Below are 11,704 nucleotides of genomic sequence, written 5' to 3' on the forward strand. Positions count from 1 at the left end.
AGCTCTTCGGTCGTCACAACCCGAATGCTGGACACCCTCCCTGCATGCCCGGAGCAGAACCAGCAAAGCCAGCAGACTTCGGAACTACTCGTCTAGCTGGCGGCGATCGTGCAGACCAACGGCGACGTGCTGTTCGTCCGGCACGACCTGTTCCCCTACGAAACGGCCGGCATGAGCCTCGTCGCGGCGAAGGTCTGCGGCGACGTCGAACCCGGCACCCAGGCCGAGCTCGCCCAGGTCCCCGTCGACCGCAACGGGCTGCACATCTTTATCCGTGAGCGCTCCCCTGAGCTGGCCAACCCGTACGTGGCTCTGTACGAGCGAATGGGTTCTGGCTCACTTTCCGTGGAGGGGTGACTGACCGTAGTCTCTTGTGATCGCGACACTGGCCGGTAGGGCCAGCTGATGTGCCCCGGGGTTGGAGGAGTCGTCTTGCAGGACAGGAGACATTCCGATGAACCAGGGAGGCGGGTGTGCACGGTAGTTGGCCGCCGGAGTTCCGCCGCGAGGTCCTTGAGCTGATCGACGCCGGACGGCCGGTCGAGCAGGTCGCGGCCGACCTCGGGAGCAGCGGTCAGACCGGGTGCGTCCGGCGGCGTCAGCGGCTGGTCGGCACAGGAGTGCTGCCCGGGAAGACGAGCACCGCGAACGAGGAACTGGCGGCGGCCCGCCGCAGGACCGCCGAGTTGGAGAGCGGACTCGCCATTCACCGACGTGCTGTCGAGCTGCTGGTGCAGCGCGCCGGGACCAAGGGGCTGCCCGGCAGCCGGCGCCGTCGGCCCCGGCACGAGACGCCCACCTCCGCAGACCTGGTCGAGCGGCAGTTCACTCGCAGCAGTCGTGACCAGCTGCGGGTCACCGGCATCACCGGGCACCCCACACGCGAGGGCAAGGTCTGCTGCGCGGTCGTACCGGACGCCTTCTCCCGACGCGTGGCCGGCTGGTCCACCGACTCCACCCAGACCGCGGCCCCGGTCACCGACGCACTGTCGACGGCCGTAGGAAACCGCCGCCCGCCGGCAGGAACGGTCACCCATGCGGACCACGGGACGCAATTCACGTCCTGGTCCTTCACACGGCAGGCCCAGGAACCCGGCCCGGTCCCCTCGATGGGCTCTGTCGGCGACCGCTGCGACAACGCCGTGACCGAGCCCTCCTGGGAACGCTTGCAGAGCGAACTCCTCAACCGAAAGCGCCGGCGCACCCGACTGGAGTCGGCCCACGCGATCCTCGAACACCCGGAGATCTCCCACAACCGCCAGCGCCGCCACTCCGCGCTCGGCATGCTGACACCGATCGAGTCCGAGAACACAGTCCCAACAGCCCTACCAGCAGCCTGGAACCACGCAACACGACTCCACAGGACCCGGGACACATCAGGGTCTCCACTGAACACGGGGCGGTTCACCCCCGGCTGCACCGGGCCCGCGCGTCGCGCCCCACCCCCGCCCCCGCTACGTCCGCGCCCTCCGCTACGTCCGCGCGCCGAGTGCCGCCATCGCGTCCGGCAGGACGCGCCGCCAGAACCCGTCGGTGTGCTCGCCGCGCGGGAAGGACGTCCGGACGCCGGGCGCGGCGGCCAGGCGGCGCGCGGCGGGGCAGAAGGGGTCCTCGGTGCCGCACCAGAGGGCGGTGCGGCCGACCGCGGCGACCGCGTCGAGGTGCAGCAGGGGTTCGTGCCCGCGCCAGTCGGCCTCGTCGCGGTAGGCGTCGACGGTGCGGGCGTCGGCCCAGCTGCGGAACAGCGCGGGGCTGAGCAGCGCGACCGCGGCCAGCTCCCCCGGTCGGGCCCGGGCGTACTGGAGCACGCCGGAGCCGCCCATCGAGATGCCCAGCGCCCGGGTCGGTCCGGGCATCGCACGGTCGGCGAGCCAGCGGGGCAGTTCGGCCGTGAGCATCGCCATCGGGTCGTCGCCGGGGGTGCGGGCGTGCCAGTACGTGGCGGCGCCGCCGTCGACGGCGACCACCCGGAACGGCGGGGTGCCGGAGGCGACGGCGGCGGCCAGGAGCTGTGCGGTGCCGAGCCGGGTGAAGGTGGCCGCGTCGCCGTCGCGCCCGTGCAGGGCCAGGCAGACCGGCAGGTCGTCGCCGTGCTCGCCGGGCGGGTCGAACACCACCAGCCGGACGTCGCGTCCCCGGGCGGCGGAGCGCACCGTCCCGGTGCGGACCGGCCCGGCCGCGACCTGCGGCACCGTGCCGTCCTCCCCGGTCATCCCCAGCAGGCGCCGCAGCCGGGCCCCGCCGGGGAGCACGTCCCGGACCGCCGCCCCGCCGACCGCCCCCGCCCCGAGCGCGGCCGCCGCCAGCGCACCGAGCAGTCGCCGCCGCCCGACGCCCTGCCGCTCGTCCCGCCCCGCCGCCGCTGCTGCCGCCGCTGCTGCCGCGGCCGGCGCCGCGTCAGCTCCCGCGCCCTCCGTACCGACCTGCACCTTCGCCCCGTCCCGCCGCCCTCGCACCCGGACGGACTCCCGGGCGTCTGACGGGACGCCGGAACGGCGCTTCGCGGTTGCCCGCTGCACGGTTGCCCGGCCCCGAGCCCGCCCTCAGTGCTTGCAGGCCCACCAGGCGTCCGCGCTCGCCGCCTCCGCCCGGGCCCGCAGCGCGCGGACGGCCTCCGCGGGGTCCGCGGCGCCGTACACCGCGGAGCCCGCCACGAACACGTCCGCACCGGCCTCGGCGCAGAGCTCGATGGTGGAGGCGGCGACGCCGCCGTCGACCTGGAGCCACAGGTCGAGGCCGTGCTTGTCGATCAGCTGCCGGGTGCGGCGGATCTTGGGGAGCATGATGTCGAGGAACGCCTGGCCGCCGAAGCCGGGTTCGACCGTCATGATCAGCACCATGTCGAGCTCGGGCAGCAGGTCCTCGTACGGCTCGATCGGCGTGGCGGGGCGCAGCGCCATCGCGGCGCGGGCGCCCTTGGCGCGGATCTCCCGGGCGAGGCGGACGGGGGCGGCCGCGGCCTCGACGTGGAAGGTGACGGACCCGGCCCCGGCCTCGACGTACTGCGGGGCCCAGCGGTCGGGCTGTTCGATCATCAGGTGGCAGTCGAGGGGGGTGTCGGTGGCGCGGGCCAGCGACTCGACGACCGGGACGCCCAGCGTGAGGTTGGGGACGAAGTGGTTGTCCATCACGTCGACGTGCAGCCAGTCCGCGCCGCGCACGGCCTCGGCCTCGTCGGCGAGGCGGGCGAAGTCCGCGGACAGGATGCTGGGGTTGATCTGCGCCATGGCGAGGGTACCTTCACGACTCGGTGCGGGCGGCCGGTGCGACCGCTGGTGACCATCATCCCCCGCGGGCCCCGGCCCTTCCCCGCCTCCCCCGCGCAGCACACCCGGCATGCCCGCAGCAAGCGTCCGGAGCCCGTTCCGGCCCGCCCCGCCGAAGTGTTCACACGCCCGAAACACTTTCCCTTCCCGGTGCCGTCCCGCTCTGGCAGGCTCCCAGGGCAAGCGGAACCGCGCTGCTCGACCCTCACCGAAAGGCGTTCCGATGACCCAGGTCGTCCACCCCGCCCGTGCCCTCTGGTGGCTGTTCGAACCCGTCCACGCACTCACCTACTTCTCCCCCGAGGCCCGGGCCGCGTACGAGGCGGCGGGGCTGCGCGGGTACTGGCGCGGGTACTTCGGCGGGCGTTCGGCCCCGCTGGGCGCCGTGGACGCCGCGCCGGTGGTCGCCGCGTTCTTCAACTTCGCGCCGCAGATGGTCGAGCGGGCGCTGCCGGGGCTCTGGTCGCTGGCGAGCCCGGAGCGGGCGCTGGAGGCCCGGGTCGCGGGGGCGACGGGCGCGCTGCAGCGCGTCCTGGCCGACGTGAAGCCGGACGTGGTCGACCGTTCGGTGGAACTGCTGGAGCGCGCCGTCGACGGCCTGGACTGTTGTGGGCGCGTGCTGGCCGCCGCGAACGCCGACCTCCCCCGCCCCGACGAGCGCCTGGCCCGCCTGTGGCAGGCCACCACCGTGCTGCGCGAGCACCGCGGCGACGGCCACGTCGCCGCCCTGGTCGCCGAGGGCCTCGACGGCTGCGAGGCCCTCGTGGTCCGCTGCGCCCTCGACACCCGCCGCGAGACGCTGCAGCCGCACCGCGGCTGGAGCGACACCGAGTGGGACGAGGCCACCGCCCGCCTGGTCGAACGCCAGTGGCTGGCCCCGGACGGCTCGCTGACCCTCGCGGGCCGCCGCCGCCACCTCGCCCTGGAGGCCGCCACCGACCTCGCCGCCTCCCGGGTCTGGACCCACTTCCACCGCTCCGAGCTCGACGAACTCGTCACCGCCCTGCGCCCGATCTCCGCCGCCTGCCGCGCCGACCTCCCCCCGAGCACCCCCATCGGCCTCCCCAACGCGGCCTGACCCCCGCCCCCGCCCGTGCGACGGCGGCCTGACGCCCCCGCCCGTGCAACGGCGGCCGGCCCGCCCCTGCCTCAGTACGGGGGCGGGCCCAGCACGATGCCGCGGCCGGAGTAGAAGCGGTCGAGGTCGCCCCAGGGGACGCGGGCGGCCTGCTGGGAGCCGTCGGGGAAACCGGACGGGTTGTGGATCAGCAGCGCCTCGTCGTCCGCACCCACCGCCAGCACCAGGTGGCCGCCGGTGCGCGGCACTTCGGGCGCCAGGGTGCGGATGCCGGGGTGCACGGAGAGCATCGGGAGCCTGCCCCCGGCGAGTTCGGCGACGATCCGCTCGGCGGGCAGCTGGGCGACGGCCTCGGCGTGCAGTCCCCAGCGGGTGCGGGCGTACGCGGCGAACGGGGCGTGGATCAGCCCGTCGAGCCGCCCGTCGGGGTGCCGGACGTACGCACCGGCCCGCTGGCACTCCTCGGCGAGGCGGACGGCCGCGGGGGCGACGCCCCACCAGTGGTCGAGCACCATCCGCAGGCAGGCCATCCCGCACAGCCTCCAGGACCAGTACTCGTACTCCTCCTCGTCGGCGGCGCCGGAGCGCTCCCACAGCGGGTCGTCGGCGGCCCGCAGCGTGCCGTCCAGGATGTCGGGCACGAGTGCGGGCGACTCCCACTGGGAGTAGTAGGGCACCTGGTGGTTGATCGGCTTCACCCGGTCATCCTGACGTACTTTCATCCGGATCTCCTGGAGCGCCGTCCCCGACACCAGCAACTTGAACACGTTCAATTCTTCTGGGAGGGTGAGCCCGTACCAAGACCGGAAGGACCCCGAACCGTGCGCCCCCGCCCCGCCGCCCCGCCCCTGCTCCTCGCCGCCCTGCTGCTGCCCCTGCTGGCCCTGCTGTCCGCCTGCGCCGGGCCGTACCAGTACGACGAGGGCACCGGGACGCACGGCGTGACCACCGCCGAGGCCTCCGGCGACTGGATCGGCGCGGACGGCACCCGGCTCTCCCTCCGGCCGGACGGCACCGCCCTGGTCGAGCACCTCGACGGCAAGGACTTCGACTTCGACCAGGGCTGGCGCCTCTCCGGCACCGGCACCTGGGAGTTCGACGACCGGGAGTCCGGCCAGCAACTCGTCCTCGACCTCACCGCACGGACGTCCACCGACACCCGCCCGGGCGCGACGGCCGCCCCCGCCACCGACCCCGGCCCGCCTCGCTCCCCGTACCGCTGGCGCTTCGAACTGGACCACGACAAGCAGGAGAAGCTCGTGCTGTTCTTCTTCTACGGCGACCCCGACGCGGGCAACACGAACGTCCTCCAGCGCCCCGCCCCCACCACCCCCTGACCCCGCCCGGCTCCGCCCGCAGCGCGCCCCGGCCCTTCGCCGCGCACGAACACCGGCGTCCCGCCGATCGCCCGCCAACGGGTTCCCGCAGTATCGTCCGTCCCCGAAGCCCGTCCCCGCCCCCGCGATCGGAGCAGCCTTGGCCGCCGTCCGCCCCCGACCCGTCGACTCCCCGAACGCCCGGCTACGGCTGGACACCACGGCCGAACTCGCCGTACGACACCGTCCCGTACGCCGCGCACCGGCTGGAGAAGGCGCCGTGACGGAGCTGACGCCGTGACGGGGCCGGTGGTGAACCTGTGGCGGGCGGGCCTGACCTCCGTGCCGGACGGGGTGTGGTCCCGCACGGACGCCGAGGTGCTGATCCTCGCCGACAACCGTCTCACCGAACTCCCGGACACCATCGGCGAGTTCGCCGCCCTCCGCACCCTCGACCTGGGCCACAACGCACTCACCGCCGTCCCCGCCCGGATCGGCGACCTGTCCGGGCTGTCCGGCTTCCTCTACCTGCACGACAACCGGCTGTCCGCCCTGCCGCCCACCCTGGGCCGCCTGCACCGGCTCCGCTACCTCAACGTCGGCGACAACCCGCTCACCGAACTCCCGGACGAGCTCTGCGACTTGGCCCAGCTGCTCGAACTGCGCGCCCAGAACTGCCGGTTGACCGCCCTCCCGCCCCGGCTCGGCGCCCTGAGCCGACTGCGCGAACTGCGGCTGCGCGGCAACGCCCTGACCGCACTGCCCGGTTCACTGCCCGGCCTGCGCGAGCTGCGCTGCCTGGAACTGCGCGACAACCGCCTGGAGCACCTGCCCCGCACCCTGGCCGCGCTACCGCTGCTGCGCGAACTCGACCTGCGCGGCAACCCGTTGGCGACGGTCCCGCCCTGGCTGGCCGAACTCCCGTCCCTGGAGAAGCTCGACCTCCGCTGGGCCGGAAGCCCACCCGCCCCGACCCTGGTCGACGCCCTCGAACGGCGCGGCTGCGCCGTCTACTCCTAGTGCCGCATCGGGCAACCTTCGCCCGTCGGCGGGCCGCCTCCCTTGCCGGAACCCGGTCGGACGGCCCGCCGACGGCCGCGTCTCACCAGGCGTAGTGCTCCGGCGCGGTCCGGTAGCCGGGGAAGATCTCGTCCAGCCGCTCCAGCGCCTTGGCGTCCAGCTGGACGTCCAACGAGCGCACCGCCGCGGCGAGTTGCTCCTCGGTGCGGGGGCCGATGATCGGGGCGGTGACGGCCGGGCGGGTGCGCAGCCAGGCGAGCGCGACGTCGCCGGGCTCGTGGCCGAGCTCCCCGCACAGGTCCTCGTACGCCTGGATCTGCTCGCGGCGCTCGTTCAGCGTCTCCAGGGCGCGCCCGGAGGCGCGGCGGACGCCCTCGCGCTCCTTGCGCAGGACGCCGCCGAGCAGGCCGCCGTGCAGCGGGGACCACGGGATCAGGCCGAGGCCGTAGTGCTGGGCGGCGGGCGCCACCTCCAGCTCGACGCTGCGCTCGATCAGGTTGTACAGCGACTGCTCGCTGGTCAGGCCGAGGAAGTTGCGGGCCCTGGCGGCCTCCTGGGCCTGGGCGAGGTGCCAGCCGGCGAAGTTGGAGGAGCCGACGTAGATGATCTTGCCCTGGAGGGTGAGCACCTCCATGGCCTGCCAGATCTCGTCCCAGGGGGTGTCCCGGTCGACGTGGTGCATCTGGTAGAGGTCGATGTGGTCGGTCTGCAGGCGGCGCAGGCTGGCGTCCACGGCGCGGCGGATGTTGAGCGCGGAGAGCTTGCCCTCGTTGGGCCACTCGCCCATGTCGCCGTACAGCTTGGTGGCGATCACGGTCTTCTCGCGCCGCCCGCCGCCCTTGGCGAACCAGTTGCCGATGATGCTCTCGGTGAGGCCCTTGTTCTCGCCCCAGCCGTAGACGTTGGCCGTGTCGAAGAAGTTGATGCCGTGCCCGTGCGCGGCGTCCATGATCCGGTGCGCGTCGGCCTCCACGGTGTGCGGGCCGAAGTTCATGGTGCCCAGGCAGAGCCGGGAGACGGACAGGCCGGTGCGGCCGAGGTGGGTGTACTCCATGTCCCCACCCTCTGCCGCTCCGGCCCGCTTGTCCAGTACCGCCTCCCGGCGGCCGTCGGCGCCCCGATTCCCCTCCGCCGTCAGGCGGTTCGCCGCAGCAGCGCCAGGTACATCGCGTCCGTCCCGTGCAGGTGCGGCCACAGCTGGACGTCCGGCCCCTCGCCGAGGTCCGGGACGCCGGGCAGCAGCGGGCGGGCGTCGATCCACTCGACGTCCTCCCGGCCGCGCAGCACGTCGTCGACCACGGCCCGGGTCTCCGCCAGGTGCGGCGAGCAGGTCGCGTAGCCGACCACGCCGCCGACCCGCGCCGCGTCCAGCGCCGAGCGCAGCAACTCCCGCTGCAGCGGCCCGAATCCGGCGATGTCCTCGGGGCGGCGGCGCCACCTCGCCTCGGGGCGGCGGCGCAGCGCGCCCAGACCCGAGCACGGCACGTCGACCAGCACCCGGTCGAACGCCCCGCGCTGCCAGGCGCCGCGCGTGCCGTCCGCGGTGATGACGGCGTACGGGCCGGGGTTGCCGTCCAGCGCGCGGGCGACCAGGCGGGCGCGGTGCGGCTGCTTCTCGGAGGCGACCAGCGCCGCGCCGCGCTCCGCGGCGACCGCGCCGAGCAGCGCGGCCTTGCCGCCGGGGCCCGCGCAGCCGTCCAGCCAGAGCCGGTCGGGGCCGTCCAGCGGCGCGTTCGCGAGGGCGAGGGCGACCAGCTGGCTGCCCTCGTCCTGCACCCCGGCCCGGTTCTCCCGCACCGCGTCGACCCCGGCCGGGTCGCCGCCGTCGGTGAGCCGCAGCGCGTACGGCGACCAGCGGCCGTCCTCGACCTCGGGCAGGACGGCGCGCAGCTCGTCGACCGAGGAGCGCCCGGGGCGGGCGACCAGGGTGACCTCGGGGCGGGCGTTGTCCGCCTCCAGCAGCTGCTCCAGCGCCTGCCGCCCGCTCGCGTCGGGCTGCCAGCGGCCGAGCGCGTCCCACAGCGAGGAGACCACCCAGCGCGGGTGGGAGTGGACGACGGCCAGGTGGTCCTCGGCGTCGTCCTCGTACGGCGGGGCGACCTGGGCGACCCAGCCGTCCAGGTCCTGGGCGCTGATCTTGCGCAGCACGGCGTTGACGAACTTGGCGCGGCCGTCGCCGAGCACCACCCGGGCCAGCTCGACGGTCGCGGAGACCGCGGCGTGGCTGGGGATGCGGGTGCCGAGCAGCTGGTGCGCGCCCAGCGCGAGGACGTCCAGCACCGGCGGGTCGACCTCGCGCAGCGGGCGGTCCACGCAGGCCGCGATGATCGCGTCGTAGGTGCCCTGGCCGCGCAGCGTGCCGTAGACCAGCTCGGTGGCGAGCGCGGCGTCGCGGCGCTCCATGCCCTTGCGCTCGGCCTCGCGCAGCAGCGAGGGCAGGATCAGGTTGGCGTACGCGTCGCGCTCGTCGACGGCCCGCAGCGCGCGGAACGCGACGATCCGGGCGGGGTCCTTCTTGGGGCGGCGGTGCGGGCGGGGGGCGCGCTTCGCGCCGGCGGGGGTGCTCAAAACGGGTGCCTCGAAACCGAAGGTGCTGCGGATCAGGTCCGGCCCACCGAGGGGCCTCGCCCCAATTCTAGGCCGAACCCGCCGCCCGCCCCTTCCGTCGCGCCCCCGCCGCCCACCCCTTCCGTCGCGTCCCCGCCCCGCGACCCTGAACCGCGCCCCCGCCCCGCGATCCCGCCCCGCGTCCCCGCCCCGCGGCCCCGGACCGGCCTCAGCCCTCGAAGCGCTCGCCGGACTCGATCCGGGCGCCGCGCGCCCAGTCCGCGGCGGGCATCGCCTTCTTGCCCTGCGGACGGACCTCGCCGAGCTCCACCTCGTGGCTGCCGGTGCCGACCCGGACGCTGTTCTTGGCGACCGCCAGCTCGCCCGGCGCCAGGGCGGTCTCGCCCGGCAGCAGGCGGACGGGGCCGGTGACCTTGAGCCGTTCGCCGCGGAAGGTCGTCCAGGCGCCGGGCGCGGGCGCGCAGCCGCGCACCACCCGGTCGACCCGCAGCGCGGGGTGGGTCCACTCGATCCGGGCGTCCTCGACGGTGAGCTTGGGCGCCAGCGACACCCCGGCGAGCGGCTGCGGCTCGGGGCGGGCCTGCCCGTCCTCGATCGCGTCCATCGTGCGCACCAGCAGGTCGGCGCCCGCGTGCGCGAGCCGGCCGAGCAGGTCGCCGCTGGTGTCGGCGGGCTTGACGGTCTCGGTGAGGACGCCGTACACCGGCCCGGAGTCCAGGCCCTCCTCGATCCGGAAGGTCGACGCGCCGGTGACCTCGTCGCCCGCCATCACCGCGTGCTGCACGGGCGCGGCGCCGCGCCACGCGGGCAGCAGCGAGAAGTGCAGGTTGACCCAGCCGTGCACCGGGATCTCCAGCGCCCCGGGCCGGATCAGCGCGCCGTACGCCACCACGGGGCAGCAGTCCGGGGCGATCTCGGCGAGCCGGGCCATGAACTCCGGCTCGCTCGGCCGGACCGGCTTGAGCACCTCGATGCCCGCCTCCTCGGCGCGCTGCGCGACCGGGCTGGCCACCAGCTTGCGCCCGCGCCCGGCCGGCGCGTCGGGGCGGGTCACCACGGCGACCACCTCGTGCCGGGAGGCCAGCAGGGCGTCCAGGGCGGGAACGGCGACCTCGGGGGTGCCGGCGAAGACGAGACGCACGGGCGGGGGCCTTTCAGTGGGTTCGAGCAGTCAGAAGATCGGATTGCCGGAAGATGACCGTCGGACAAGCCCTCCGTCGGACCATCGGCTTTCCTGATTCAGGATTCACGATTCACGATTCACGCGGGGGAACGGCCGGCCCGGCCCGCGCTCAGCGGATCGGCCCGAACGTGGAGTGCGGCGAGATCCGCACCGTCGGCGCCGGTCCGCCACCCCAGTCCGTCTCCCGGATCGCCTTCATCGCGGCCTTCCGGGCCTCCCGGTCCAGCCGGTCGATGAAGACGATCCCGTCCAGGTGGTCCGTCTCGTGCTGGATGCACCGGGACAGCAGCTGGGTGCCCTCCACCTCCACCGGGTCCCCGTACATGTTGACGCCCCTGGCCACCACGCCGTACGCCCGCTTGGTGTCGAAGCGCAGGCCGGGCAGCGACAGGCAGCCCTCCGGGCCGTCCTGCTCCTCCTCGCTGAGCGACAGGTCCGGGTTGATCAGGTGGCCCACCACCCCGTCCACGTTGTACGTGAACACCCGCAGCGAGACGCCCAGTTGCGGCGCCGCCAGCCCCGCGCCGGGAGCCTCCAGCATGGTGTCGGTCAGGTCCTTCACCAGCCTGCGCAGCTCCTTGTCGAAGACGGTCACCGGCTTCGCGGTCGCCCGCAGCACCGGGTCGCCGAAGATCCGGATCGGCTGAACTGCCAAGACTGCGACTCCCTCTGCACCGGCACGACCGCCCGGAAACGACGGCCTCCGGGAAGTCTATGCAATCCCCGCCGCCGGTTCGGAGCGGCCACTGGCATATCCCGAGTCGTACTCGACGCGTTACCCAACGACCCGACGTGCGTTGGTCAATGCGAATTGACCGGGACGCGCGAGCGCCCCGAGCACGCGACCCGACCGAGAGGTGGCAACGAGGCCATGGCCGAGCAGATCAACCACGACGCCCGGGCCCGGGCGTCCCTGCACCTGCTGGTGCGGGACATCGAGCGGGTCCGCCGCCAGGTCGACGCCCTGCGCACGCTCACCGCCCAACTGGGCAACGTCTACCGCCCCCGCCGCCCCAGCACCTCCGCCGGCTTCGTGGTCTACGGCCGGGCCCCCGCCCCGACCGTCCGCCTCGCCCAGGAGCTGCGCGAGAGCGTCGAGACCCTGGTCGCCGCCGCCGTCGAGTTCGACCGCGCCCTCGGCTTCTCCTGGGACTCCGTCGGCTCCGCGCTCGGCGTCACCAAGCAGGCCGTCCACCGCCGCTACGGCATGCGCCGCCCCACCGGCGAACTCCTCCCCTCCCCCCGCGAGACCGACGCCCCCGCCCCCCAGCCC

Annotated in this window: 12 protein-coding genes and 1 pseudogene; 6 read left to right on the forward strand and 7 right to left on the reverse strand. The window is 74.5% G+C overall.

The annotated features are described in order from the left end of the window. Positions 1 to 108: 108 nt before the first annotated feature. Positions 109 to 357, forward strand: a complete 249-nt coding sequence (locus tag OO57_RS35970) for a hypothetical protein (RefSeq protein WP_033257011.1) — start codon at positions 109 to 111, stop codon at positions 355 to 357. 374 nt (positions 358 to 731) lie between these two features. Beyond that, positions 732 to 1,283 (forward strand): annotated as a pseudogene (locus OO57_RS47515) (DDE-type integrase/transposase/recombinase); the annotation flags it as partial. A 189-nt stretch (positions 1,284 to 1,472) separates the two neighbouring features. Here the strand turns inward: OO57_RS47515 and OO57_RS35975 are convergent. Together OO57_RS35975 and rpe are read right to left on the reverse strand one after the other, a co-directional pair. Next, complete coding sequence (locus OO57_RS35975) at positions 1,473 to 2,429, reverse strand: alpha/beta hydrolase (RefSeq protein WP_158715360.1); 957 nt, start codon at positions 2,427 to 2,429, stop codon at positions 1,473 to 1,475. A 114-nt stretch (positions 2,430 to 2,543) separates the two neighbouring features. Further along, positions 2,544 to 3,227: a ribulose-phosphate 3-epimerase gene (gene rpe / locus OO57_RS35980; RefSeq protein WP_033257012.1), complete on the reverse strand. Its 684-nt coding sequence runs from the start codon at positions 3,225 to 3,227 to the stop codon at positions 2,544 to 2,546. Between the two features lie 262 nt (positions 3,228 to 3,489). On the opposite strand from rpe, the gene OO57_RS35985 reads away from it, so the two are divergent. Continuing rightward, the gene (locus OO57_RS35985) at positions 3,490 to 4,344 is read left to right on the forward strand and encodes an SCO6745 family protein (RefSeq protein WP_033257013.1); all 855 of its coding nucleotides are present in this window, start codon (positions 3,490 to 3,492) and stop codon (positions 4,342 to 4,344) included. Between the two features lie 71 nt (positions 4,345 to 4,415). Here OO57_RS35985 and OO57_RS35990 read toward each other — a convergent pair whose 3' ends face one another. Continuing rightward, positions 4,416 to 5,066: a C39 family peptidase gene (locus OO57_RS35990; protein WP_033257020.1), complete on the reverse strand. Its 651-nt coding sequence runs from the start codon at positions 5,064 to 5,066 to the stop codon at positions 4,416 to 4,418. 99 nt (positions 5,067 to 5,165) lie between these two features. Between OO57_RS35990 and OO57_RS35995 the strand changes: the two genes are divergently transcribed. Both OO57_RS35995 and OO57_RS36000 read left to right on the forward strand, forming a co-directional pair. After that, on the forward strand, positions 5,166 to 5,681 hold the full coding sequence (locus tag OO57_RS35995; RefSeq protein ID WP_051778692.1) for a hypothetical protein: 516 nt from the start codon (positions 5,166 to 5,168) through the stop codon (positions 5,679 to 5,681). A 276-nt stretch (positions 5,682 to 5,957) separates the two neighbouring features. Next, positions 5,958 to 6,680, forward strand: coding sequence for a leucine-rich repeat domain-containing protein (locus OO57_RS36000; protein ID WP_234337676.1), 723 nt, complete (start codon positions 5,958 to 5,960; stop codon positions 6,678 to 6,680). 82 nt (positions 6,681 to 6,762) lie between these two features. Here the strand turns inward: OO57_RS36000 and OO57_RS36005 are convergent, their stop codons facing one another. From OO57_RS36005 to def, 4 genes are all read right to left on the reverse strand, one after another. After that, a complete protein-coding gene (locus OO57_RS36005) occupies positions 6,763 to 7,734 on the reverse strand; it encodes an aldo/keto reductase (protein ID WP_033257014.1) in 972 nt (323 codons plus the stop codon). Between the two features lie 80 nt (positions 7,735 to 7,814). Then, a complete protein-coding gene (locus OO57_RS36010; RefSeq protein WP_033257015.1) occupies positions 7,815 to 9,248 on the reverse strand; it encodes an RsmB/NOP family class I SAM-dependent RNA methyltransferase in 1,434 nt (477 codons plus the stop codon). Between the two features lie 208 nt (positions 9,249 to 9,456). Then, the gene (fmt, locus tag OO57_RS36015; RefSeq protein WP_033257016.1) at positions 9,457 to 10,389 is read right to left on the reverse strand and encodes a methionyl-tRNA formyltransferase; all 933 of its coding nucleotides are present in this window, start codon (positions 10,387 to 10,389) and stop codon (positions 9,457 to 9,459) included. A gap of 151 nt (positions 10,390 to 10,540) precedes the next feature. Then, entirely contained in the window at positions 10,541 to 11,086 is a 546-nt protein-coding gene (gene def / locus OO57_RS36020; RefSeq protein ID WP_033257017.1) for a peptide deformylase, read from the reverse strand. A gap of 216 nt (positions 11,087 to 11,302) precedes the next feature. On the opposite strand from def, the gene OO57_RS36025 reads away from it, so the two are divergent. Further along, positions 11,303 to 11,704, forward strand: a 402-nt coding sequence (locus OO57_RS36025; RefSeq protein ID WP_033257018.1) for a hypothetical protein, incomplete at its 3' end; no start/stop codon positions are given.

It is taken from the genome of Kitasatospora phosalacinea, from assembly GCF_000717185.1.
Lineage (GTDB): Bacteria > Actinomycetota > Actinomycetes > Streptomycetales > Streptomycetaceae > Kitasatospora > Kitasatospora phosalacinea_A.

What these genes read in the sequence shown, in the direction of transcription:
- OO57_RS35990 (WP_033257020.1), bottom strand. Translation starts at nt 5,066, where the DNA reads ATGAAAGTACGTCAGGATGACCGGGTGAAGCCGATCAACCACCAGGTG.
- rpe (WP_033257012.1), bottom strand. Translation starts at nt 3,227, where the DNA reads ATGGCGCAGATCAACCCCAGCATCCTGTCCGCGGACTTCGCCCGCCTC.
- OO57_RS35985 (WP_033257013.1), top strand. Translation starts at nt 3,490, where the DNA reads ATGACCCAGGTCGTCCACCCCGCCCGTGCCCTCTGGTGGCTGTTCGAA.
- OO57_RS36005 (WP_033257014.1), bottom strand. Translation starts at nt 7,734, where the DNA reads ATGGAGTACACCCACCTCGGCCGCACCGGCCTGTCCGTCTCCCGGCTC.